Origin of the sequence: Acinetobacter sp. CIP 64.2 (genome assembly GCF_000369645.1) — a bacterium.
Lineage (GTDB): Bacteria > Pseudomonadota > Gammaproteobacteria > Pseudomonadales > Moraxellaceae > Acinetobacter.
The window spans coordinates 408456-432206 of the sequence record NZ_KB850121.1; the positions used below are offsets into that span (position 1 = coordinate 408456).

At 44.1% G+C, this 23751-nt stretch carries 20 protein-coding genes and 4 tRNA genes; 8 read left to right on the forward strand and 16 right to left on the reverse strand.

The genetic code is table 11. The features are described 5' to 3' along the window. Positions 1–28: 28 nt before the first annotated feature. On the reverse strand, positions 29–1639 hold the full coding sequence (locus F895_RS14465) for a BCCT family transporter (protein WP_005239514.1): 1611 nt from the start codon (positions 1637–1639) through the stop codon (positions 29–31). Positions 1640–1903: 264 nt separating this feature from the next. On the opposite strand from F895_RS14465, the gene betI reads away from it, so the two are divergent. The 4 genes from betI to F895_RS14445 all read left to right on the forward strand — a co-directional run bounded on the left by betI (position 1904) and on the right by F895_RS14445 (position 6628). After that, positions 1904–2530 carry a transcriptional regulator BetI gene (betI, locus tag F895_RS14460; protein WP_005239515.1) on the forward strand — a complete coding sequence of 209 codons (627 nt, stop codon included), beginning with the start codon at positions 1904–1906 and terminating at the stop codon, positions 2528–2530. After that, a complete protein-coding gene (gene betB / locus F895_RS14455) occupies positions 2523–3995 on the forward strand; it encodes a betaine-aldehyde dehydrogenase (RefSeq protein ID WP_005239516.1) in 1473 nt (490 codons plus the stop codon). The genes betI and betB overlap by 8 nt, the downstream gene beginning before the upstream one ends. A gap of 90 nt (positions 3996–4085) precedes the next feature. Then, complete coding sequence (gene betA / locus F895_RS14450; protein WP_005239517.1) at positions 4086–5780, forward strand: choline dehydrogenase; 1695 nt, start codon at positions 4086–4088, stop codon at positions 5778–5780. A 65-nt stretch (positions 5781–5845) separates the two neighbouring features. Beyond that, positions 5846–6628: a TorF family putative porin gene (locus F895_RS14445; protein WP_005239518.1), complete on the forward strand. Its 783-nt coding sequence runs from the start codon at positions 5846–5848 to the stop codon at positions 6626–6628. Positions 6629–6699: 71 nt separating this feature from the next. Here F895_RS14445 and F895_RS14440 read toward each other — a convergent pair whose 3' ends face one another. Beyond that, the gene (locus F895_RS14440; RefSeq protein ID WP_005239519.1) at positions 6700–7875 is read right to left on the reverse strand and encodes a zinc-binding dehydrogenase; all 1176 of its coding nucleotides are present in this window, start codon (positions 7873–7875) and stop codon (positions 6700–6702) included. A gap of 356 nt (positions 7876–8231) precedes the next feature. Between F895_RS14440 and prs the strand changes: the two genes are divergently transcribed. The 3 genes from prs (at position 8232) to F895_RS14425 (ending at position 11758) form a co-directional block, all read left to right on the forward strand. Beyond that, positions 8232–9110, forward strand: a complete 879-nt coding sequence (gene prs, locus F895_RS14435; RefSeq protein WP_005239520.1) for a ribose-phosphate diphosphokinase — start codon at positions 8232–8234, stop codon at positions 9108–9110. A gap of 25 nt (positions 9111–9135) precedes the next feature. Next, positions 9136–10623, forward strand: coding sequence for a nicotinate phosphoribosyltransferase (locus F895_RS14430; RefSeq protein ID WP_005239521.1), 1488 nt, complete (start codon positions 9136–9138; stop codon positions 10621–10623). A gap of 367 nt (positions 10624–10990) precedes the next feature. Beyond that, positions 10991–11758 (forward strand): ADPR responsive transcriptional repressor NtrR, encoded by a 768-nt coding sequence (locus F895_RS14425; protein WP_005239522.1) that lies wholly within the window; start codon positions 10991–10993, stop codon positions 11756–11758. Between the two features lie 33 nt (positions 11759–11791). Here the strand turns inward: F895_RS14425 and F895_RS14420 are convergent, their stop codons facing one another. Beyond that, positions 11792–13339, reverse strand: coding sequence for a GMC family oxidoreductase (locus tag F895_RS14420; protein WP_005239523.1), 1548 nt, complete (start codon positions 13337–13339; stop codon positions 11792–11794). Positions 13340–13430: 91 nt separating this feature from the next. On the opposite strand from F895_RS14420, the gene F895_RS14415 reads away from it, so the two are divergent. Continuing rightward, positions 13431–14363, forward strand: a complete 933-nt coding sequence (locus tag F895_RS14415) for an IS5 family transposase (RefSeq protein WP_000743262.1) — start codon at positions 13431–13433, stop codon at positions 14361–14363. A 725-nt stretch (positions 14364–15088) separates the two neighbouring features. On the opposite strand, the gene F895_RS14405 is transcribed toward F895_RS14415, so the two are convergent. From F895_RS14405 to F895_RS14350, 13 genes are all read right to left on the reverse strand, one after another. Continuing rightward, positions 15089–15165 (reverse strand) — tRNA-Pro (locus F895_RS14405). Between the two features lie 4 nt (positions 15166–15169). Continuing rightward, positions 15170–15245: transfer RNA gene (locus F895_RS14400), tRNA-His, on the reverse strand. Between the two features lie 36 nt (positions 15246–15281). After that, positions 15282–15358 (reverse strand) — tRNA-Arg (locus F895_RS14395). Positions 15359–15426: 68 nt separating this feature from the next. After that, positions 15427–15503 (reverse strand) — tRNA-Pro (locus F895_RS14390). Between the two features lie 143 nt (positions 15504–15646). Further along, a complete protein-coding gene (gene nadA / locus F895_RS14385) occupies positions 15647–16711 on the reverse strand; it encodes a quinolinate synthase NadA (RefSeq protein ID WP_005239526.1) in 1065 nt (354 codons plus the stop codon). Positions 16712–16854: 143 nt separating this feature from the next. Then, on the reverse strand, positions 16855–18075 hold the full coding sequence (gene argJ / locus F895_RS14380) for a bifunctional glutamate N-acetyltransferase/amino-acid acetyltransferase ArgJ (protein WP_005239527.1): 1221 nt from the start codon (positions 18073–18075) through the stop codon (positions 16855–16857). 319 nt (positions 18076–18394) lie between these two features. Beyond that, the gene (locus tag F895_RS14375) at positions 18395–18880 is read right to left on the reverse strand and encodes a methylated-DNA--[protein]-cysteine S-methyltransferase (RefSeq protein WP_005239530.1); all 486 of its coding nucleotides are present in this window, start codon (positions 18878–18880) and stop codon (positions 18395–18397) included. Positions 18881–18898: 18 nt separating this feature from the next. Then, positions 18899–19216, reverse strand: coding sequence for a DMT family transporter (locus tag F895_RS0118830; protein ID WP_005272952.1), 318 nt, complete (start codon positions 19214–19216; stop codon positions 18899–18901). 168 nt (positions 19217–19384) lie between these two features. After that, a complete protein-coding gene (locus F895_RS14370; protein ID WP_005239532.1) occupies positions 19385–19930 on the reverse strand; it encodes a hypothetical protein in 546 nt (181 codons plus the stop codon). A 1-nt stretch (position 19931) separates the two neighbouring features. Next, positions 19932–20432, reverse strand: a complete 501-nt coding sequence (locus F895_RS14365; RefSeq protein ID WP_005239533.1) for a hypothetical protein — start codon at positions 20430–20432, stop codon at positions 19932–19934. An 82-nt stretch (positions 20433–20514) separates the two neighbouring features. After that, positions 20515–21417, reverse strand: coding sequence for a copper resistance protein B (locus tag F895_RS14360; RefSeq protein WP_005239534.1), 903 nt, complete (start codon positions 21415–21417; stop codon positions 20515–20517). Then, on the reverse strand, positions 21404–23254 hold the full coding sequence (locus F895_RS14355; RefSeq protein ID WP_005239535.1) for a copper resistance system multicopper oxidase: 1851 nt from the start codon (positions 23252–23254) through the stop codon (positions 21404–21406). The genes F895_RS14360 and F895_RS14355 overlap by 14 nt, the downstream gene beginning before the upstream one ends. Positions 23255–23323: 69 nt before the next feature. Continuing rightward, positions 23324–23746: a hypothetical protein gene (locus F895_RS14350; protein WP_005239536.1), complete on the reverse strand. Its 423-nt coding sequence runs from the start codon at positions 23744–23746 to the stop codon at positions 23324–23326. Positions 23747–23751: the final 5 nt, after the last annotated feature.

Consider the following 23751-nt stretch of genomic DNA (forward strand, 5'->3'; position numbering starts at 1 on the left):
AATGAAAAATAAAAGTCATTTACCCGAATTACAATGTTTCTGATTTTTCAGTTATAGCTTGTGATGACTGAGTGTCCTGCGTTATCACTTGCGGCGGTGTAGGACGAAACTGATCCTGTTTTAGTGCTTTGGCGAGGCCAAACATATACAGCAAAATAATAACGGAGAATGGTAAACCACACAGCACTACGGCACTTTGCATGGAGTGGAAACTCCCTGCCAACAGCAGACCAATACTGACGATGGTAATCACCACAGACCAGAAAATTCTTAACCAAATCGGCGAATCACTTTCATTGCTACCCCCTTTCGAGGACAGATTTGCGATCATGAGTGTACCAGAACCCACAGGGGTCAAAAACAATACGAAACAAATCACAACAACAATCCCAGCAATATAGGGATTGAACGGTAAAAATTCGAGAAGCTTAAATAAGGACAAAGCAGGGTCAGTCAGCACCAAGTCACCGAGGATTTTTTGCTTCTGTTCCAGAATAAAATAGATTGCGGTGTTGCCAAAAATCGAGATCCAAGCCAGCGTAAAACCAAGTGGAATCAGGCAGACACCCAACACCACCTCGCGAATGGTACGGCCTTTGGAAATCCGCGCAATGAACATGCCCACGAATGGCGCCCATGCAATCCACCATGCCCAATAAAACACCGTCCACGAACCTAACCACTCACCTGCCTTGCTGTTGTAGAGATACATGTCAAAGCTTTTTGCCAGAAAATGATCCAGATAATCACCCATATTCTGCACTAAACCATTGAGTAGATGATTGGTTGGACCTGTCAGGAACACGAATAGCAATAAGGCATAAAGTAAACGTAGATTGATCCGCGATAACCACGCCAAGCCCTTTTCAATCCCGACCACGGTGGTCATGGTCGCCACGGACATCATCAACAACACCACCGTAATCAGTGTGGCTTGGTTATTCGGAATCTCAGGGAGAAGATAATGTAGACCCGAAACCAGTACCAAGGCCCCGATGCCCAAGTTAGTGACCAGAGAAATGACCGTGGCTAAAATCCCGAAGCCATCGACAAAATCTCCAATCAAACCATGAATCCGTTCACCAAAGATCGGATACAGTGCGGACCGCAAGGCCAACGGTAAATCTCGACGGAAGGCAAAATAACCGAGTGTCACACCCAGCAAGGCATACAGCACCCAACCATGAATGCCCCAGTGCAGAAAGCTATACATCATCGCATCACGTGCAGCTTGTATGGTGCCACCCTGACCTTCTGGTGGTCGAATAAAATGGTCAACGGGTTCAGCTACACCGTAATACAGCAGCGCAATCCCGATTCCTGCCGAGAACAACATCGAGACCCAAGCCAGATAACCAAATTCTGGTTTATCGTCATCTTTACCTAAAGGAATCTGCCCAACCCGTGAAAAAGCCAGCCAAGCAACAAAAGCTAAACAAACCACGATCACCAGCATGTAGTACCAACCAAACAATTGATTGGCCTGCCCTTGGATATAGGTTAACCAGAATTGGCTGCGCTGTGGAAACAACACAAACAATAGGCCAAAAATGCCAATACTGATTGCAGAGCTCCAAAAAACAAACAAATTTAAACGTACGGGTTGGGATGAGGATCCTTCATGACTGTTTGACACCATGTTCTTGCTCCTTGCAATTGGTGCATTTTTCTTAAAAAATAATGTGATAAGTGCAGTTTAGCCCTTACCTTCTTATCCTTAAGAAGCTTTGACTTATTAATTAGATCTGATCTTTCCAATCAAAAATTCATTGATTTTTACAGATTATACTTTTTATTGATTGAACGTTCAATCAATAAAAAGTATGATAAAAAAATGTTATGATGCTCTACATTGAGAAATGTTGAATAAAAAGCACCTTGGCAGGGCTTTAAATGGATAAGCATGACAAAGCGTAGAGTTAAACCAGAGCATGTGCGACGTGAAGAGATTATTAACGCCGCATTTTATGTAATTTCTGAAGTGGGGTTATCCAATACCACCATTGCACAAATTGCAAAAAAGGCCGAACTATCGACCGGTATCGTGAGTCACTATTTTGGTGACAAACAGGGCTTAATCAATACCTGTATGCAGGAAATGCTCAACGTTTTGCGTCAAAAAACCGACCAATACAAAGCTGAAGCAGATGCGCATCCTGAAAGCCAGATCAAGGCCATTATTGATTCCAACTTCGATATCAGTCAGGTCAACAAACAAGCCATGCGGGTCTGGTTAGACTTCTGGTCAGCCAGTATGCACTTGCCCGAACTTGGACGTTTACAACGAATTAATGATCAACGCCTGTACTCCAACCTGAAACATTATTTTCTGATGTTGGTTGAGGATAAACAACAGGCCAGCATTGCCGCTCGCGGATTGGCGGCTTTGATTGACGGATTATGGTTACGTGGCAGTTTGAGCAGTCATGATGAGTTTGACAGCCAGTTGGCACGTTCCATTGCTTACGATTATGTAAAAACGCAATTGCAATTTGCGAACAAACCTTTGCAGGAGAAACAGAATGAGTGATGCACAAGTTCACCAGTTATATATCCACGGACGTTATGTCGCAGCAACCAGTGGTCAAACATTTAACAGCATTAACCCTGCCAACGGTGAAGTGATCGCAACACTTCAACAAGCCTCACAACAAGACATTGAAGCGGCTGTTCAAAGCGCACAACAAGGCCAGAAAGTCTGGGCAGCCATGACCGCAATGGAGCGTTCTCGCATCCTGCGCCGTGCAGTGGATATCTTACGTGAACGTAATGATGAACTTGCCCGACTCGAAACCCTCGATACCGGGAAGGCCTACAGCGAAACCTCAACCGTGGATATCGTGACAGGTGCCGATGTCATCGAATACTACGCAGGTCTTGCCACGGCCATTCAAGGCGAGCAAGTGCCACTTCGTGAATCAAGCTTCTTCTATACCCGTCGTGAACCGCTTGGTGTCGTTGCTGGGATCGGTGCGTGGAACTACCCAATTCAAATCGCAATGTGGAAATCTGCCCCTGCCCTTGCTGCGGGTAATGCCATGATTTTCAAACCAAGCGAAACCACGCCGCTGACCGCATTCAAACTGGCTGAAATCTATACTGAAGCGGGCGTTCCAGACGGCGTCTTCAACGTCGTTCAAGGTGCTGGTCGTGACATCGGTCAATGGCTGACTGAACATCCTGTGATTGAAAAAATCTCGTTCACCGGTGGTGTTGAAACTGGCAAGAAAGTCATGGCCAGTGCTGCGGGTTCGACCTTGAAAGAAGTCACCATGGAGCTGGGTGGTAAATCGCCATTGATTATCTGTGATGATGCCAACCTTGACCGCGCTGCGGATATTGCCGTCATGGCCAACTTCTTTAGCTCAGGCCAAGTTTGTACCAACGGTACTCGCGTGTTTGTACCGAAAGCCCTACTTGCGGATTTTGAAGCAGCGGTAGTAGAACGAGTCAAACGGATTCGTATTGGCGATCCGATGGCGGAGCAAACCAATTTCGGTCCACTCACCAGCTTCCCGCATATGGAAAAAGTATTGTCTTTCATTGAGTCAGGCAAACAGCAAGGCGCAAAACTGTTGATTGGTGGTGGACGTGCCACAGAAGGTGATCTTACCAAAGGAGCTTATGTGCTCCCGACGGTATTCAGTAACTGCCAAGATAATATGGCGATTGTGCAAGAAGAAATCTTCGGTCCTGTGATGAGTATTCTCAGCTATGAAACTGAGGAAGAAGTGATTCGTCGTGCCAATGACACCACCTTTGGCTTGGCGGCAGGTGTGGTGACTCAAGACATCAGCAAAGCGCATCGCATGATTCACCAACTTGAAGCCGGTATCTGCTGGATCAATACCTGGGGTGAATCACCTGCGGAAATGCCAGTCGGTGGCTACAAGCAATCTGGTGTTGGCCGTGAAAATGGCTTAACCACTTTGGGTCATTACACCCGTATCAAATCCGTTCAAGTTGAGTTAGGTGAGTATCACAGCATTTTCTAATGCGCTCAGCTGTCACCCTCAAAATTAATCCTCTATGCCGAGCAATCCCATGATTGCCTCGGCATCCTCAAGAATAGAAAAGGGATAACGATGAATACTCAAGCATATGACTACATTATCATTGGCGCAGGATCTGCCGGAAATGTGCTCGCAACACGTCTGACTGAAGACAAAGACGTGACTGTTTTACTCTTGGAAGCCGGTGGCCCAGACTACCGTTTAGATTTCCGTACTCAAATGCCAGCCGCTTTGGCTTTTCCTTTACAAGGTCGTCGCTATAACTGGGCCTATGAAACCGATCCTGAACCACACATGAACAATCGCCGTATGGAATGTGGTCGTGGTAAGGGCCTCGGTGGTTCTTCACTGATTAACGGCATGTGCTATATCCGTGGGAATGCCATGGATCTGGATCAGTGGGCAAGCATGAAAGGTCTGGAAGACTGGAGCTACGCCGACTGCTTACCTTATTACAAAAAAGCGGAAACCCGTGATATTGGCGGCAATGACTATCATGGTGACCAAGGCCCTGTATCGGTGGCAACCCCTAAAAATGGCAATAACGTGCTGTTCCATGCCATGGTTGAGGCAGGTGTACAGGCAGGTTACCCACGTACCGATGACTTAAATGGTTATCAACAGGAAGGTTTCGGTCCAATGGACCGTACCGTGACCCCAAAAGGTCGCCGTTCAAGTACCGCGCGTGGTTATTTGGATATGGCCAAAGGTCGTCCGAATTTAACCATCGTCACGCATGCCACCACCAATAAAATCCTGTTTAATCAAAAACAGGCGGTGGGTGTGGAATATATTATTGGCGCAGACCAAGCCAATATGAAACAGGCGCAAGCCAAGCGTGAAGTGTTGCTCTGCGCAGGTGCAATTGCCTCACCACAAATTTTACAACGTTCAGGCGTGGGTGAAAGTACCTTCCTGAAATCGATGGATATTGATGTGGTGCATGATTTGCCGGGTGTGGGTGAGAACCTGCAAGATCACTTGGAAATGTACTTGCAATATCAATGCAAGCAGCCTGTGTCACTTTACCCTGCGTTGCAATGGTATAACCAGCCTGCGATTGGTGCTGAATGGTTATTCAATGGCACAGGTGTGGGTGCAAGCAACCAGTTCGAAGCGGGTGGCTTTATCCGTAGTTCGGAAGAATTTGACTGGCCAAATATCCAGTACCACTTCTTGCCTGTAGCGATTAACTACAACGGCAGTAATGCAGTAAAAGAGCATGGCTTCCAAGCCCATGTTGGTTCAATGCGCTCGCCTTCACGTGGTCGCATCAAGCTCAAATCAAAAGATCCGTTTGAACATCCAAGTATCTTGTTTAACTACATGTCTACAGAACAAGACTGGCGTGAATTCCGTGATGCGATCCGTATCACCCGTGAAATCATGGCGCAGCCTGCGCTTGATCCGTATCGTGGTGAAGAAATCAGTCCGGGTAAACACATCCAGACCGATGCAGAACTGGATGAGTTCGTACGTAGCCATGCGGAAACAGCATTCCATCCTTCATGTAGCTGCAAGATGGGCGAAGATGATATGGCGGTGGTCGATGGACAAGGTCGCGTGCATGGCGTACAAGGCTTACGTGTGGTCGATGCTTCCATCATGCCATTGATCATTACGGGTAACTTGAATGCCACCACCATTATGATCGCAGAAAAAATTGCCGATCAAATCCGTGGTCAAAAACTCCCTCGTTCTGAGGCGGGCTATTACAAAGCAGGTACAGCACCTGTACGTCAAGCGCCGTTACGTCCAATACTATAAGGAAGAAATTCCTCAGGGGATACCCGAAGCTCAGCTTCGGGTTTCACTTCATTCAGGGAGAAATGATGAAAAAAACCTTATTTTTAATTGCCCCCTTCGCTTTTTCTTTTCAAAGCACCCATGCCACTGAACCTACCTCACCTTACTCTGCTAATATCACTGCAGCCAGCCAATACGTTTCACGTGGTTTTCAACAAACTTGGGGTAAACCTGCCTTGCAAGGGGGATTGGACTACAACCATAGTAGCGGCCTCTATGCAGGCACTTGGGCATCGACCGTAAGCGATCATTTTATTCGGGATGCCTCGGTCGAGTGGGATGTGTATACCGGCTATAGCCGCAGTTTTGGCGATGTCACCGTCGGTACCAAAGTTGCCTATTACTATTATCCCGGCGCGAAAACCACGGCCGAAACAGGCAATAGCCGCTTTGATTATGGTGAAATTATTCCTGAAATCAGCTATGGGCCGCTCAGCGTAAAATATGCCATCACTTATACCCAAGATTATTTTGGCAATAATTCGGATACTTTAGGCATCGGCAACAATAAACATTCACGTGGCTCAGGTTATCTCGATGTCAATTGGCATCAACCAATCACACAAGGTTGGTCAGTCAATGCGCATTATGGCAACCAGCGCATTAAAAACTTTTCTGCCGCCAACTTCCAAGATGCCAGCTTTGCCGTCAACAAAGAGCTACCTTATAACCTTTCCAGCAGTTTGACCTATAGCAAGGCATGGGACAAAGACGGTTTTTATCAGCAATACAGCAATGGCAATCCCAATGCCAAAGTCTCCAATCCGATTGATTCAACCGTGACTTTGTCACTGACCAAAAGCTTCTAATCCAAACTCGATCGCATGATCTGATATAAAAAAGCCGCTTCATTAAAAGCGGCTTTTTAAAATCTTGGATCTTAAGGCTTGATCAGTTCAATCGTTGCGCCTGCACGTTTTGGATCAATCAGAATCTTGGCATGTTGTTCTGGATCACGCAGCGCCTCGAAAGCATTACTCACCCCTTCCAAGCCGACTACACCCGTAATCAACGGCGAACAATCGACTTTACCTTCCGCAATCATATGTAGCGTGTCACGGAACTCAAGCGGTGTATAACCCAACACATATTGGATTTCCAACTCTTTATTAATCGCCAAGGCAGGTTCGATCTTGTCACTTTGCATACACACGCCCACTCCGACGATACGTGAGAACAGCGGTGCACCCTCCAAGATTTGCTGCATAATCCCAGCCACGCCCACGCACTCAAAAATTACTGGGCGCTTTGGCAATATGCTAAGCTTATCGCCCACGCGCATGGCATTGACCCACGGTAATGAGTAGGTTTGAACCTTATCAAAAAGTCCCATTCCCATATTAATTGCCTCAGAGACATTGCCCAATAAACCCAGTTCTTTCCAGCTGCTAAATGGCGATTGCTGTTTAGGGTCAATCAAGATATCTGCACCACATTGCTCAGCCAAGCGACGGCGGTTCGGTGAAAAATCACTGGCAACCACCGTTTTAACGCCTGCGGCCTTGAGCATAACAATCACGCCCAAACCAACTGGACCACAACCAATCACGATGGCTGGCTCATTTTTCTTGATTCGACTACGACGTACTGCATGCAGCGCAACAGCCATTGGCTCAGTCAGCGCTGCACTGTCCGCATCTAGACCATTCGGCACTTCAAACATCAGACTGGATTGCACCAAAACCTGCTCTGCATAACCACCTGAAGCACTCGGTGACAAGCCCGTAGGAACATAGCCTTGTGGATCAACATTTAACAAGGGCATGGCACAAACCAAGGTATCCGCTTTCAATTTTCGACGTGTTTTAGGACCATAATCCAAGACCTTGCCACAGAACTCATGCCCAAAAACCAGTTTATCTGAGGACTTTGCCACCCCATTAAAGCCGACGCGTGCTGCCAGATCATGCATATGGTCACAGTGATGTTGCATATGTAAATCAGAACCACAGATACCGCAACGCACCACTTCAAGCAGGACTTGCCCCTTTGCAGGAACCAATTGAACACTGTCTTCCAGTTTCAGCTCAGCGTTATGACAAATCAGAGATTTCATAGGATGCTTTCCTTTTTTGTTTTATTTCCATTGTTCACCTTCAGTACTTTGACCTGTTGCAGTATCAAGCAAACAACACATGACTTAATCCTGACAAGGATAATTGTCAAAAACTATGACCTAAACCTCAATATATCGCAGCAATAAAGTCAGCACATGAGGTCGTTTAGGATAATCCGATTGATTGAAAAAAAGATTAAAAATTATTCTGTTTTAACTTCAAATAGATGAGTCTATTTTTCTGAATTTTTGCCCTATTTTTATTAAAACGCTCAAATTTAACACTTGCATTTAATAGTGTCATTATGCCAATATATATTTACTGGCTTTAAGCCACTATAAAAGAGAAACTAAAAATGACGATTCAACTTATGACAGCTCAAGCGAATGTTCCCATCGAGTTTTTGCAGTTTTCAGGTGGTGAACGTCATATTCAACTACAACCTGAATTATTAAACCAATTAACAGCTGACACTCAGATCAAAGCTTCACTGCATAACAGTTCAGATGTGATGGATTATCTATTACTGGAAAATGTGTTACTGCAACAAGGCACTCGCCTTTCGGTGGAAATCCCTTATTTTCCCTATGCACGTCAAGACCGTATCTGTGCACAAGGTCAGGCCTTCTCACTGGATTTAATGACCAAGTTATTAAATAGTAATAGTGAAAAATTTGCAGGACAACGTCAGAAAATTGTGGTGTGGGATTGCCATAGTCCAGTGACGCTGGAGCTGTTGCGCAAAAATACCCGCTTTCAACAGGTGATCAATATCGAACCGATTGAGATTATCCAGCAAAGCCCAGCATTGATGCAGATTTTAAGTGCCGACAATACGATATTGATCTGCCCCGATGCCGGCGCAATACAACGCACTCAAGCGATTGCAAACGGTATCAATCCGCAACGCCAACAGGCCATAGAAGTGGTTCACTGTGAAAAGAAACGCGATCCAAGCACTGGCAAAATTAGAACAACCGCGGTGGATAGTCCTGATTTGACAGGAAAAACCGCCGTAATCACCGATGATATTTGCGATGGTGGTGCAACCTTTATTGGCATTGCCAAACAACTGCGCAGCCTAAACTGCCAAAACATTATTTTATATGTCACGCATGGCATTTTTAGCAAAGGTCTCGCGGTATTTGATGGCTTGGTCGATCAGGTCTTTAGCAGCAATAGCCTGCCTCAAACAGAAGCAAGCAAACTCAATATTATCAATTTTCAAAATTAAGATTTAAAGCACGAGGCCAATAAAAATGAGTATTAAAATTAACCCACTCAATGCAATTGATTTCTATAAAGCCGACCACCGTCGCCAGTATCCAGTGGGAACTGAATACGTCTATGCCAACTTTACCCCGCGTTCATCACGTTTAGCCAAAATGCTGCCGGATTTTGATGACAAGATTGTGTTCTTTGGCCTACAAGGCTTTATCAAACACTTTTTGATTGAAACCTGGAATGAAGGCTTCTTCAATCAACCTAAAGCCAAAGTGGTCGCAGCCTATAAACGCCGTATGGACAATTCTTTAGGTGAAGGTGCAGTACCTGTCGAGCACATCGAGGCCTTACACGATCTTGGCTATTTACCATTAAAAATTAAAGCCTTGCCAGAAGGTAGCCGCGTCAATATCAAAGTGCCGGTATTGACCATTATCAATACTGACCCGAATTTCTTTTGGCTAACCAACTATATTGAAACCGTGCTCAGTGCCGAGCTATGGAAAAGCTGTACCACTGCCAGCATTGCCTATGAATACAAACGCTTGTTGACCCAATATGCAGAAAAAACAGGTGCAGCTTTAGAGTTTGTTGCTGTTCAAGGCCATGATTTTAGTAGCCGAGGGATGAGCGGGATCTATGATGCTGCTCAATCGGGTGTGGGTCACTTAACCAGTTTTATTGGGACAGATTCAGTTGCTTCCATTGATTATGCCGAAGAATATTACAATGCAACTGGCGTGGTGGGCGTTTCAGTACCTGCAACAGAACACAGTGTAATGTGTATGGGCAGTGAAGAAAGTGAAATCGAGACCTTTAGACGTTTGATCTGTGAACTCTATCCTGCGGGCGTGGTCAGTATCGTTTCAGATACTTGGGATTTCTGGCGTGTGATTACCGAGTTTAGTGTGGAATTAAAAGCGGAGATTTTAAAACGCCAACCCAATGCCCTCGGACTCGCCAAAGTGGTGTTTCGTCCAGATTCAGGTGATCCCGTGAAAATTATCTGCGGTGATCCTGATGCTGAAATAGATAGCCCTGCTTATAAAGGTGCTGTGCAATGTTTATGGGAAATTTTTGGCGGTACCGAAACAGCGCAAGGCTATAAGGTCCTAAATGAACGGGTTGGCTTGATTTATGGTGACTCGATTACCCTAGAACGTGCCCAAAATATCTTAAAAGGTTTGGAGGCCAAAGGCTTTGCTTCCAATAATCTGGTCTTTGGAATCGGCAGCTATACTTATAACTATTTGACTCGTGATAGCTTTGGTTTTGCAGTCAAAGCCACTTGGGGTCAGGTTAACGGTGTCGGTCGTGAACTATTTAAAGACCCTGTAACAGATTCAGGTGTTAAAAAGTCAGCCAAAGGTTTGTTACGGGTTGAACAAACTGAAAATGGTTTTGAGCTCTTTGATCAACAAAGCTTTGAACAGGAGAAGATGGGGGCACTGCAAACAGTATTTGAAAATGGTCAATTGTTAAGAGAATGCTCACTTGATCAAATTCGGGAGAGATTGATCTAAGCAAAACTCTTTAAGATTAAACACATCCATTAATTAGATACTCGGAAAAGTCATCCGCAACCAGAACAAGCCAAAGCGACTAAAGCTTTGCATAGTGCAAGATCAATGAAATGAATAGTTAAGCACTTAAGCATAACTTTCGCCTTATGGTACGGCAAAGATTATCAATCTTTGCCGTACCTCAGGTTTTGCCTACTTTTGCCAAAACACTTGCGAAGCTTTAAACGCCTCTCAGGTCGAGCCTGAACAAACTCAAGCGATTAAAGTTTTAGTACAGTGCAAGACGTAGTGGCTTATCCTAAAATATGATGAGAACCCAATAAGACTCCGCTATGATATTACTTTATTCCGATTTCTTAATATTTCTATGAGTAAGGAAACTATCCATACCTCCGAACAGGAATACCTTGCCCACTATCAAAAAACAGACTATGACACGCCTCTGTTTACAGTCGATATGGCCATTTTTTCTGTAGCAAAAGGTCAATTACAAGTCTTAATGATTCAACGCTCCAACTTTCCCGAAAAAGGCAAATGGGCGCTACCGGGTGGCTTTGTCGATTTAAAAACCGATCCCGATTTAATCGCAACGGCGCACCGAAAACTGCTTGAAAAAACAGGGATTCACTCCCCTTACCTAGAACAAGTCGAAACCATTGGCAATCAACATCGTGATCCACGCGGTTGGTCCATCACCGCTTTATATTTTGCCCTGATTGATTTTGACCAATTTGAAACTCAAACAAGTCACACCACTGAGCATAGTCAATGGCTTCCGATCGAACAGGCATTACAGCTGGATCTAGCCTTTGATCACAAACAGCTACTCCAACTCGCTTATGATCGCCTTGCCAATAAAACCCGTTACACCGCTCTTCCAGCTAGCTTGATGCCAGAGCTTTTTACTCTGACCGAATTACAGACCATTTATGAAATTATTTTAGGTCATACATTAGAAAAAAAATCATTTAGACGGCGTATGCAGGAAGCAGGTGCCGTTGAGGAAACAGGGCAGCAAAAAATTGTCGGCAAGCGCCCTGCTCAATTATTCCGCTATGCACTGCAAGATTATAATTTTACTTTTCCACGTATGCTGGAAACGCCACGTAACAACACTGAAAATGAAAAGAGCTAAGGCGAATACCTTAGCTCCACAATAACTTAGAACTTACTTCCAAGCTTGACGAATCAAATCTACCGCTTTTTCAGCAATCATAATGGTCGGTGCATTAGTATTGCCATTGACCACGGTTGGCATAATTGAGGCATCAATCACGCGCAGTCCTGCAATGCCATACACTTTTAGCTCAGGATCGACCACCGCCATCTCATCCACACCCATTTTACAACTGCCAACGGGGTGATAGACCGTGTCGACACGTTGGCGCAAAATCTCACGAATTTCATCATCAGTCTGCACATTGGCTGTAAACATATCTTCTTTAATTTTTTCACTTAAAGCGGGTGCGTTCATTAACTTTTGGGTGACTTTAAAACCATCAACCATATCTTGCAGATCTTGTTCATCCTCAAGGAATTTAAAGTCGATTAATAGTGGATCATCGACATTTTTGCCACTGAGTTTGACTGAACCCCGCGCACGCGGATTCAGCAAGCAGACATGACATGAAATCCCATGCCCCATATGCATGGTTCGCGCATGGTTATCCACCACTGCAATCACAAAATGCAGTTGTAAGTTAGGTTTATCCAACTCAGGGCGACTTTTTAGGAATCCACCACATTCAGCAAAATTGGTCGTAATCAAACCACGACGTTCTTTACGATAACGCCCGATCTGTTTGACCAAATCAATACTGCCCCCAACTGACACCCCAAAGGTTCCTTCCATTTGCTTAGTCTTATAAGCAAAAATAAAGTCAGGATGATCGTGCAGATTTTCACCAACACCTGCTAAATCTTTAATTACAGGAATACCGTGTTTTTCCAGTTCTTGACGTGGACCAATCCCCGACAACATCAAGACTTGGGGCGACTGGAATGCCCCAGCAGACAACAGAACTTCTTTATTGGCACGAACAACCGTGCTTTGTCCGTTGTGTTTATATTCCACCCCGACTGCACGACCATTTTCAATCACGATACGGGCCACTTTAGCTTGAGTAATGACCTGTAAATTCGGGCGTTTACCTAAATAAGGAAACAGGTAACCGCGCGCTGCGCTCCAACGTTCGCCATTTTTTTGTGTGACCTGATAAACCCCTAGCCCTTCTTGTTCTGCGCCATTAAAGTCATCATTGAGTGGATAATTGACCTGCTTCGCAGCTTCAACAAAGGTCTTTTGATATGGATTGTCAGAATGTAATTCACTGACATTCAATGGCCCGTGTTGACCATGATATTCATTACGAATGCGCTCGTTATGCTCTGATTTTATAAAGTATGGCAATACATCCTGATAAGACCATCCTGTATTGCCTAAAGCAGCCCAATGGTCGTAGTCGCTATGATGACCACGGATGTAGACCATCGCATTGATCGCAGAACTACCCCCCAAGCATTTTCCACGAGGTTGATAACCTTTACGCCCATTTAAACCTTTTTGTGGAATGGTTTCTAAAGCCCAGTTATTAATTTTAGTTGGAATACTGATCACAGCTGCTGAAGGTGTATTTACCAACCAGCTATTTCCATCACCACCAGCTTCTAATAAACATACCGAAATATTTGGGTTCTCAGATAATCGCCCAGCCAATACCGAGCCTGCCGAACCACCACCTATAATTACAAAAGGCTTTGTTGCACAAACCTATCTGTAAAGGCTTTTTCAGCGATATAATTTTCAAATGAAGAAGCCTACACACAAAATCTACCGCACAACCAATTGGCCCGCATATAACCGAGCACTCATTAATCGCGGAAATATTGCCCTTTGGTTTGATCCTGCTACGCAATGGTATGCTCCATCAAAAGGCAAACAAGGGCGAAATCAAACCTACTCCGACGCAGCCATCCAATGCTGCTTAATGATTAAATCCTTATTCCGTCTATCTTTACGTATGGTCACTGGCTTTGTGCAAAGTCTGATTAAACTTTGCGGATTAAATTGGACCGCACCAGATTACAGTACGCTTTGTAGAAGACAAAAGCATATTGATATTGCAATCAGCTACCAAAAAAGTAGCGATGGGCTGCATCTACTCGTAGACTCTACAGGGATGAAGTTTCTAGGTGAGGGCGAATGGAAACGCAAGAAACATGGAGCTGAATATCGTCGCCAATGGCGTAAACTACATATTGGTATAGATGCCAAAACCCTACAAATACGCGCTATTCAGCTCACAACCAATAATGTCTGTGATTCACAGGTGCTTGGTGATTTACTTAATCAGATTCCACAAGATGAGCAGATTGACTCTGTTTATACCGATGGAGCTTATGACACCAAGCAATGCCGTCAGGTCATTGCAGATCGGCAAGCACATGCGGTGATTCCACCTAGAAAAAATGCGAAACCATGGAAAGATACAAAGAGTAGCTCGCTAGAGCGAAATGAATTACTTCGAACAATTAAACGTTTAGGTAGGACACTATGGAAAAAATGGTCAGGCTATCATCGCCGAAGTTTGGTTGAGACTAAAATGCACTGCATCAAATTATTAAGAGATAAACTCAGTGCAAGGAGCTTTGATAGCCAAGTCAATGAGGTTCATGCACGTGTAGCAGTCCTCAACAGATTTACGGAATTAGGTCGACCACTTACCCAAGTTACGCCTTAAATTTGGCTCAATTAGGGGCGCTTTGCCTTTCAAATCTTTGTGCAACAAAGCCGTTGCAATAATCATTTTTATTGTACCTCAGTTTTTTAGTTTAATTTATACAGGTCAATCGAGATGCCGAGAAGGATGTAGTACTGATTTTCTAATAATTGCAAGAACATTTACTTGGACAAGCCTCTTTTCAGGAGGAATCATCGGATACTTATTCTCATTAAGAAAAGTTGGTTATAAAACAATTTCTTCCTTTATTATTTTAATTATTTTTTTATTAGTTTTTCTTTCTTGGTATTCAACTGGTTATGGTTACGGACTGAATTTAAGCTATTAATTAATTGAGATCAAATGATAAAAAAGATTCTATACCCTATCTTAGGTCTAATTATTACCATTGTTTTGATGCAATTTTCACATGAAGCTTTTGTTAACTTAGTAAAGCATAAAAGGCCATGTATAGAAGGTTGTAGCGGTTCATTTAAGAACTTTTTAATGATCTATACTTGGTTTTGGTTCATCTTAAGCATGTTGGCTGGTTACCTTATAGCGGCAAGAAAAGCTAGCTATAAATTCATCATGATCTTAGTTCTTATATTTTTAATCTCTACATTTATCGTGAATTGGTACGCCTCGACCTATGGCTACGGACTCAATTTAAGCTATTAAATTCAAAAATCCAGACGTAAAAAAACCGCTAACTTAGCGGTATTTTATCTCATCTTTTAAGATGATGGTCGGAGCAGTAGGATTCGAACCTACGACCCCCTGGTCCCAAACCAGGTGCACTACCAGGCTGTGCTATGCTCCGAAATTGGGGTGAATGACGGGATTCGAACCCGCGACAACTGGAATCACAATCCAGGGCTCTACCAACTGAGCTACATCCACCATCAAACTTTGATTCTATATACCAAGCTGCCAAAATGGCGCGCCTGACAGGATTCGAACCTGTGACCATCCGCTTAGAAGGCGGATGCTCTATCCAACTGAGCTACAGGCGCATAACGATGATAATACTATCACTATACTTCGCCGATATTTAAAACTATGTTTTTCAACATATTTTAAATGGTCGGAGCAGTAGGATTCGAACCTACGACCCCCTGGTCCCAAACCAGGTGCACTACCAGGCTGTGCTATGCTCCGATTTCTTTTCAGCTTTTACTGTATCGCACATCGTGCGGTACGGTGTGCATTCTAGGCGTGACGCCTTAGAACGTCAACACCTATTTTTCAAAAAACTAATAAATCCTTATCAAATGTATATTTAACAAGCATTTTCAGACATTTTAGCGTTTCAAAGAAGCACTAAAGTTCAACATTCGATCTAAGGGTAATTTCGCGCGTTCAGCTAAGGCTGGATCGACGTGTATTTCTTGATCAGCATGTTGTAATACATGCAAAATACCATCCAGTTCATTCATTGCCATCCACGGGCAATGTGCACATGAACGACAAGTTGCCCCCTCACCTGCAGTTGGTGCTTCAAATAATTCCTTATCTGGCGCTGCTTGCTGCATTTTATAGAAAATGCCCCGATCTGTTGCCACAATCATTTGTTTATGCGGCAAGGTCTGTGCAGCTTTGATCAGTTGTGAAGTACTCCCCACTGCATCTGCAATATCCACCACCGATTCAGGTGACTCAGGATGAACCAATACCGCCGCATCAGGGTAAAGCGCTTTCATTTGCGCAATACCACGCGCACGGAATTCTTCATGCACGATACATGCGCCATCCCACAACAACATTTCAGCACCTGTTTTCTTTTGAATATAACGACCTAAATGCTGATCTGGTGCCCAAATAATTTTTTCACCCAAACTATCTAAATGCTCAATAATCTCAACCGCACAACTTGAAGTCACCACCCAATCGGCACGCGCTTTGACAGCCGCTGAGGTATTGGCATACACCACCACAGTATGATCAGGATGTTGATCGCAGAATGCTGTGAACTCATCCACAGGGCAACCCAAATCGAGTGAACAGGTTGCTTCTAAAGTTGGCATCAATACGGTTTTTTCTGGTGATAAAATTTTAGAGGTTTCCCCCATAAACTTCACCCCAGCAACCACCAAGGTAGTCGCAGGATGATCACGACCAAAACGCGCCATTTCCAATGAATCAGAAACACAACCACCTGTCAGTTCGGCAAGCTCTTGCACTTCAGGATCACAGTAATAGTGAGCCACAAGCACTGCATTACGTTTTTTCAACTCGGCTGCAATTTGGGCAAACTTTTCTTGTTTCACTTCTGGGCTAAGGCGATTGTCCTTTGGCTCGCCCAAACGATCTAAATGCGCCTGCACAATATTTTTGGCTTCGTTCGCAATTAAATTCGCATCATTCATAAAACGTCTTCTCTATCCTGCGTGCTTGCATCACTGCAAACTTTTAACGTGGGTAATGGCGTGATCATTTGGGAAAAATCACCTCATCCACAAACTAGCTTATAAAAAAAGCCCCACTGTGGAGGCTTTATTATAACGCAAATTTATGAGCGATAATCGGCATTAATTTTGACATAGTCATAAGAAAAGTCACAGGTATAAACCGTGTCTTTTGCTGTACCACGACCGAGGTCGATACGAATGCTAATTTCTTTCTCAGCCATGACTGCTGCGCCCGCTGCTTCTGTATAGTCCGGGTTTGCACCACCATCTAGGCAAATCTGTACATCACCCAGCCAGACTTGAACCTTGCTGGTATCTAAGTTCGGTACACCCGCTTTACCAATCGCCATCACAATACGACCCCAGTTTGGATCTGAAGCAAATAAAGCTGTTTTAATAAGTGGCGACTCGGCAACACTATAGGCAACATCACAACATTCTTGGGTATTGGCTCCGCCTTCCACCTGAACGGTAATGAACTTGGTTGCACCCTCACCATCACGCACGATCAATTGCGCCAAACGATTCATGATACGTGCAAGCACATCGAGCACTTGTTGATAACGTGCATCGTCTTGGCTCTGGATTTCAGCACCACCAGCCAGACCCGTTGCCACAAAGATACAAGAGTCATTGGTCGAAGTATCACCATCAATGGTAATGCGGTTAAAGGAATGCTCAACCGTAGTTTGCAATAAACGCTGTACCAGTTCAGCACGAATCGGGGCATCGGTTGCCACAAAACTCAGCATGGTCGCCATGTTTGGACGAATCATGCCTGCACCTTTACTAATACCCGTCATGGTATAGGTTACACCATCCAGTTCAAACTGTTCAGATGCACCTTTAGGTGTGGTATCTGTGGTCATGATGCCTGATGCAGCGTCCGCCCAACGATCGGCATTTAAATCATTTAATGCAGGTTGAATGCCTTGCAATAAGCGTTCAATTGGGAGTTGCTCACCAATCACACCAGTTGAAAAGGGTAAAATCTGATTGGCTTGAACACCAGCTAATTCAGCCAACTTGGCACAAGTGGCTTGTGCATTTTGATAACCGACGGTTCCTGTTGCGGCATTAGCATTACCCGTGTTGATGATCAGGTAACGTGGTGTGTTCTCGGCCAAATGCTTTTTACTCAATTGAACAGGTGCAGCAGCAAAGGCGCTTTGGGTAAATACCCCTGCAACGTTTGAGCCTTCGGCAAATTCAAAAATGACTAAATCTCGTCGATTTGGATAACGTACATACGCCTCAGTTGAGCCAATTTTTACACCCTGCACCACATGCATAAGTGGCATTGTTACGTCACCAACAGCCATTTTTAAACTTCCATTCAACTTGTTATGAAAGGCTTAAGCTTATTCCAAAAGGCGATTAAAATCGAGTATTAACGACATGGATAATTTATAAATTAAAAGTACTTTCATTGTCTGATTCTAACAAGATATTCATGCAGCAATCGCTATCGTGAGGCGGCATGGATGCCGCCCGTTGGACAGGGGCTACATGGATGTACCCTCTGTCCAACAAAAGATTTTTGTTACTTTTCATCTTTGAAAAGTAAAAGAATGCCTACACAAAATACATCTGATCCATTACAGATTTATGAGGCTATGCAGACTTTGGAATTAAAATTATTTAAGCTTTGTTTTGCTCTAAACTCAGTAAAATCTGCTTCTTATCTAGACCACCTGCAAAACCAACTAATGCGCCACTCGACCCAATCACCCGATGACAGGGCGCAATAATCGAAATCGGATTCTTACCATTGGCTGCCCCGACTGCACGCACGGCTTTTTCATTACCTAACTGCACGGCAATCTCTTTATAACTGCGTGTTTCCCCATAAGGAATGGTCAATAACGCCTGCCAAACCTGTTGCTGAAATGCGGTACCTTGAAAGTCCAAAGGCAAATCAAATTGCTGGCGTTGCCCTGCAAAATACTGTTCTAATTGTTGTTTAACCTTATGCAGCATTGGATGCTGACGATCTTCTATCAGTTCAGAAAGCCGTACCCGTTTATGGTCTTCATTGTCCCACATCACGGCGACCAACGCCTGATCATGTGCAACCAGTTTTAATGCACCTACAGGAGAATCCATGTACATATACACCAGTTGCATCACACGCTTCTTAGCTCATTAATTTGATGACAGTTTCATTAACATTAGACCCGATACGATCAATACCGCCGCGACCATCCGCATTGCGGTCATTGGTTCATTCAAGACCATGATTCCCACAATAAACGAACCAATCGCACCAATCCCTGTCCAAATGGTATATGCCGTACCAAGTGGAAGTGTCCGCATCGACATCGAAAGTAATACCACACTTAAAATCATGAAAACAATGGTCACAATACTTGGCGTTAACTTGGTAAACCCTTCAGACATCTTCATGGAATATGCCCAAATGACTTCAAAAATACCTGCCAAAATTAAAATTGCCCATGCCATTTTATTACGCTCAACTTTATCGAGTGTCGGGTCGTCCCAACGTGATTTTTTCGAGGGAGGTCGTCCTCCTAGGTGCAGCAGTGTACTGTAAAACATGAAAACTATGTGATTTGTTATGTATCTAAAACGACTAAGATATTGAAACAAAAAACTTTCTATGGAGATGAATCACTGCCAGACAATCTGATCGACCCGCATCAATTCACATGCGCCATTACCCGTATCCTCTCGAGATAAGGAGCTCTTCCAACGCCAGCCATCTTGGGTCTGAATCTCAATCAGAGCCCCTTTTAAATAGACCAAATCATCTTGTTTAATTTTTTTCATTTTTGAGGCAATCGCGGCATTGGCAGGCACCAAATGCATATTGGCACTATGGGTTGCGATCTGCCGAAGTGGGATTGGAGGTTCGTGATCAATGGACCAACGATACCAACGGTTACTTTGAGAAATATTAATCTGTTTGTAGACCTGAGGATTGGCCATATCACCCCAACCTACGGCAATATCCATCGGCGAAAACTCAGCTTCACGCCCCAAGTTATAGTCTTCTCTTGAAAGTACCCGAAATGAACCTTCATAATTTTCTAATGCCACAACTTGCACACCTTGCTGGGTACTAACCTGACTGATATCAGGTGTAGGCTTAATCCATTTTGTCCACAGCATCCAACCGAGTGCAATCACCAGCAAGCCATACATCCATCTTGGCATGTTATTGATCCTGTTTATTGCGTAAAGCTCTTATCCATTGCTTAAATCGCTCGATAGCAGCTGAAAAAAACTGCTGCATCAGACTGAAGACATTTTCATCTTGCTGCTCATATTTATTCTGAACTACATGTTGTTTAGAGGTCGCCAGTATCATCGGTTCATAATGCGGCATGGTTTGCTGTAATTCTGCCCCCAGATTCAAACCTTGCAGTGCTACTGTTACCTCAGGAATGGCATCTTGATGATAAAGCGCTAAATGACGCGCTTCTAAATCAATACTGTGTTCAATCAATTGATCTGAAAAAGGCAGTAATGCTTTTCTAACACGCAGTACTTCTACAGCACTGCTCATATGGGGAATATAGTAAAAACTGACATGCATACTGCCATCAGCAGGAATCAATTCAAGCTGAGAGGCCGACACACCTGTAACTTTTTCGCGTAAATTGGTCGACGGGTTTGCTTTATCTATTATTGGATTGTGTTGTTGTTCTAAAGCCATTTATGCACCATGAATGACTCAAAAAAGATACTGTCAGTATAAACCAACAGTATCTCGAAAAAATGACATTTTAAACAAAATATCAGAACTTTAGCGACAGACCGGCGCCATAGATCCAACCCGTTTTAGAGTCACTGGCCGTTTGCCAATTGGTCTGCTTACGCCCGTTACTATAAGCATAGCCAACATCAATAAAAGGCATGACGCGGTTCTTGACGATTTCATAGCGGGTTTTGACCCCCACTTCTGCATCGGCAAGACCGGTTTTAGCCGCATACTTGGATTCATCACGCAGTACCCATTCCATTTCCAGATAAGGCTGCATAATCAATTTTTGCGTCAACAACAGATCTCGTTCTGTTTCCAACACAAAGCGCCATTGTTGATTTTGTCCGATATACAGATGCGCATCGGTTTCAAAGAAATACTGGGCCATGCCATGTAAACCGACCACACCCTCAAATTGCTCCTTATCTACTTCACGGTCAGGGTTATATCGGTAATTCACCCCTGCTTGTACATCCCAGAAATCTGCAATGTTTCGACTATATAACGCCGCCAGACTTTGCTCCGATTTTTCTGACTCGGCTTTGGCATAATCGGCAAGGATGAATAATTTATTTTCATCGGTTCCCACCCAAGTTTTTAACTTGGATTTGAGTGTGCCCTGTCCATCTTCATCAAGTAGCCATTGCGTATCTAACTGTGTCGCCTGATAGATTTGCCCACCATGCTCCTTATAATGACCCGCATGCTCATCTTTATTTGGCATCTGTGGAGGAATAGTTGAGCTTTGATGTTGCAAATGATCCATCGCAGAGGAAGCGCTCATAGGCATATTCTGCTGCGCCGACATATCCATTTGCATCATTTGATCATGTCCTTCATGTGCAAAAGTGAATGCACTTAAAGAAGAGACCAATCCGCCCATCGCCAATAATTGTGTATATCGTTTCATCTTGGAAGATTGCTTAGTGATGTGCATGGCTCGCTCCTTGAGAAGATTGAACTGGGGTTGCTGGTGCAGCTGTGCTTCCATCTACATTGGCGACAATCAACTTACTCATCATGCCCGCACTCATGTGATACAACAAGTGGCAATGGATCGCCCACTCTCCAATTTCATCCGCTGTCAGTAAAGCCGTAACGGTCTTGCCTGGCGGCACAATCAAGGTATGTTTATTCGGCATATCCTGTGGTGCCTGACCATTTTCCAACTGCATAAACATGCCGTGTAAATGCATCGGATGCGCCATCATACTGTCATTGACAAATTTAAGACGGATACGTTCACCATAACGCACGGTTAAAGGCTTAAAGTCAGGATCACTAAACTTCTTACCATCAATGGTCCAGATATAACGCTCCATGGTTCCACCCAAACGAATCACCACTTCACGTTCTGCTGGACGACTATAGCTTTCAGGCTGCGGATTTAAGGATTGTAAATCTGCATAACTTAAGGCTTTATGACCCACAGGCGTTGCCGCATTGGCCCAGCCCTGTACGGTATCCGTATTTGATGTGTCCTTAGTTGTAGCTGCTTGATGCTGGCTATGATCCATATTGCTCATATCCATTTGAGCATGTGCGCTATGATCCATCGTTGGCTGCGAAGTTGTTGCGGTTTTCGCTTGGTCTTGTGGCGTCTGGTGCTGGCTATGATCCATCTTAGCCATATTCATTGGCTGATCTGAACCATGATTCATTTTGCTCATATCCATCTGACCATGTGCACCGTGATCCATGCCCATATCTTCCATGGTCAACAAGGCACGTGGTCGCGCTTTAGGGATTTGAACTGCTTGGGTGTTGGGTGTCATGTCATTGTGCAATGACGCAATAGCGAAGCCAGTACGGTCAATCGACTCCGCTTCGATTTGATAATGGGCTTGTTTTGGTTCCACCAGTACGTCATAGGTTTCAGCTGTACCGATACGGAATTCATCCACAGGAACAGGTTTCACGGGCTGGCCATCGGCACTGACCACAGTCATTTTTAAGTTGGGAATACGTACATCAAAGAAAGACATTGCAGAAGCATTGATAAAACGTAGGCGTACTTTTTCTCCTGCTTTAAAAGCACCGGTCCAGTTTTGCTGTGGGGTCTGACCATTGACCAAGAAGGTATAGCCGTCTACATCTCCTATGTCAGTTTTGGCCATACGCATCTGATTCCATGCGGAACGGTCTTGCCATGTAGCTTTTAAACCTTGCGTTTTAACCTGTTTCCAGACATCACCCAGTGTTTCTCGATGGTTTTGATAGTATTCAGCAGACTTTTTCAAATTCGCCATGATCTTGTCACTTTCCGTTTCATGGAAATCCGACAACATCACCACGTAGTCACGCTCTGCTTTTTCATGTGCAGCAACAGGTTGCTTGCCTTTTGGATAAATCACCAACGCGCCATACAAACCGTCTTGTTCCTGTCCTTTGCTATGTGCGTGATACCAATAGGTGCCGTTTTGACGTACTTTGAAACGGTATTCAAAACTGCCATTTGGCTTGATCCCTTGGAAACCATTAAAACCAGGCACACCATCCATCAAACCTGGGAGTAGCAGTCCATGCCAATGCAAAGAAGTATCTTGATTTTTAAGCTGGTTATGCACATGAATTACCGCTTCATCACCCTCTTCAAACTCTAATAGCGGGGCGATAAATTTACCGTTTACGGTAATGCGTTTGACGGGCTTACCCGTGACATTCACCATCCCTTGATTAATGTTCAGATGATATTCTTTAATTGCAGCCAGACTATAAGGCGCAAACAATAGACTTAAGCTAGCAACAACGCCAGCGTATAGTTTTGAAGACATGATAATTTCCTAATCTGTTAACTTTTCAAATTGCTCTTTTCATGGACAGAAAGAGCCTGTAAAGACAGATTAGGCTTTAGGAGGGCGTAGAATCTCTTGCCAGTAGCCAGCAAGATGTCGAGCTTGATAATCCGTATTGGTACGGGTATTCAGCTCTAAAAAGGGTATAGCCCTTAAACTTGGGCCATGCGGATCCAAAGCCAGATTAATGCTTTGACAATGCGAGATACTATTGCAGTCCTGACAATGTTGATCGCTATGCAGTTTCCCATCATGACACTGTGCTGAACGCAATGAATCTGTTTTCGATTGCATATGATGATGTTGATCCATCATTTGCTGATCATGACAAGCCATGCTTGGAATTGAAACTGAGCTGTTTTGATCGGATTGAATCGCTTGAACAGCAGCCACAGCCACGCCACTTCCCCCGATGAAAAATATCATCAGGAATACAAACCACAGACGTTTGTATCGCTTAAGAAGTTGCACTTCAT

What these genes read in the sequence shown, in the direction of transcription:
- F895_RS14465 (WP_005239514.1), bottom strand. Translation starts at nt 1,639, where the DNA reads ATGGTGTCAAACAGTCATGAAGGATCCTCATCCCAACCCGTACGTTTA.
- betI (WP_005239515.1), top strand. Translation starts at nt 1,904, where the DNA reads ATGACAAAGCGTAGAGTTAAACCAGAGCATGTGCGACGTGAAGAGATT.
- betB (WP_005239516.1), top strand. Translation starts at nt 2,523, where the DNA reads ATGAGTGATGCACAAGTTCACCAGTTATATATCCACGGACGTTATGTC.
- betA (WP_005239517.1), top strand. Translation starts at nt 4,086, where the DNA reads ATGAATACTCAAGCATATGACTACATTATCATTGGCGCAGGATCTGCC.
- F895_RS14445 (WP_005239518.1), top strand. Translation starts at nt 5,846, where the DNA reads ATGAAAAAAACCTTATTTTTAATTGCCCCCTTCGCTTTTTCTTTTCAA.
- F895_RS14440 (WP_005239519.1), bottom strand. Translation starts at nt 7,875, where the DNA reads ATGAAATCTCTGATTTGTCATAACGCTGAGCTGAAACTGGAAGACAGT.
- prs (WP_005239520.1), top strand. Translation starts at nt 8,232, where the DNA reads ATGACGATTCAACTTATGACAGCTCAAGCGAATGTTCCCATCGAGTTT.
- F895_RS14430 (WP_005239521.1), top strand. Translation starts at nt 9,136, where the DNA reads ATGAGTATTAAAATTAACCCACTCAATGCAATTGATTTCTATAAAGCC.
- F895_RS14425 (WP_005239522.1), top strand. Translation starts at nt 10,991, where the DNA reads ATGAGTAAGGAAACTATCCATACCTCCGAACAGGAATACCTTGCCCAC.
- F895_RS14415 (WP_000743262.1), top strand. Translation starts at nt 13,431, where the DNA reads ATGAAGAAGCCTACACACAAAATCTACCGCACAACCAATTGGCCCGCA.
- nadA (WP_005239526.1), bottom strand. Translation starts at nt 16,711, where the DNA reads ATGAATGATGCGAATTTAATTGCGAACGAAGCCAAAAATATTGTGCAG.
- argJ (WP_005239527.1), bottom strand. Translation starts at nt 18,075, where the DNA reads ATGGCTGTTGGTGACGTAACAATGCCACTTATGCATGTGGTGCAGGGT.
- F895_RS14375 (WP_005239530.1), bottom strand. Translation starts at nt 18,880, where the DNA reads ATGCAACTGGTGTATATGTACATGGATTCTCCTGTAGGTGCATTAAAA.
- F895_RS0118830 (WP_005272952.1), bottom strand. Translation starts at nt 19,216, where the DNA reads ATGGCATGGGCAATTTTAATTTTGGCAGGTATTTTTGAAGTCATTTGG.
- F895_RS14370 (WP_005239532.1), bottom strand. Translation starts at nt 19,930, where the DNA reads ATGCCAAGATGGATGTATGGCTTGCTGGTGATTGCACTCGGTTGGATG.
- F895_RS14365 (WP_005239533.1), bottom strand. Translation starts at nt 20,432, where the DNA reads ATGGCTTTAGAACAACAACACAATCCAATAATAGATAAAGCAAACCCG.
- F895_RS14360 (WP_005239534.1), bottom strand. Translation starts at nt 21,417, where the DNA reads ATGCACATCACTAAGCAATCTTCCAAGATGAAACGATATACACAATTA.
- F895_RS14355 (WP_005239535.1), bottom strand. Translation starts at nt 23,254, where the DNA reads ATGTCTTCAAAACTATACGCTGGCGTTGTTGCTAGCTTAAGTCTATTG.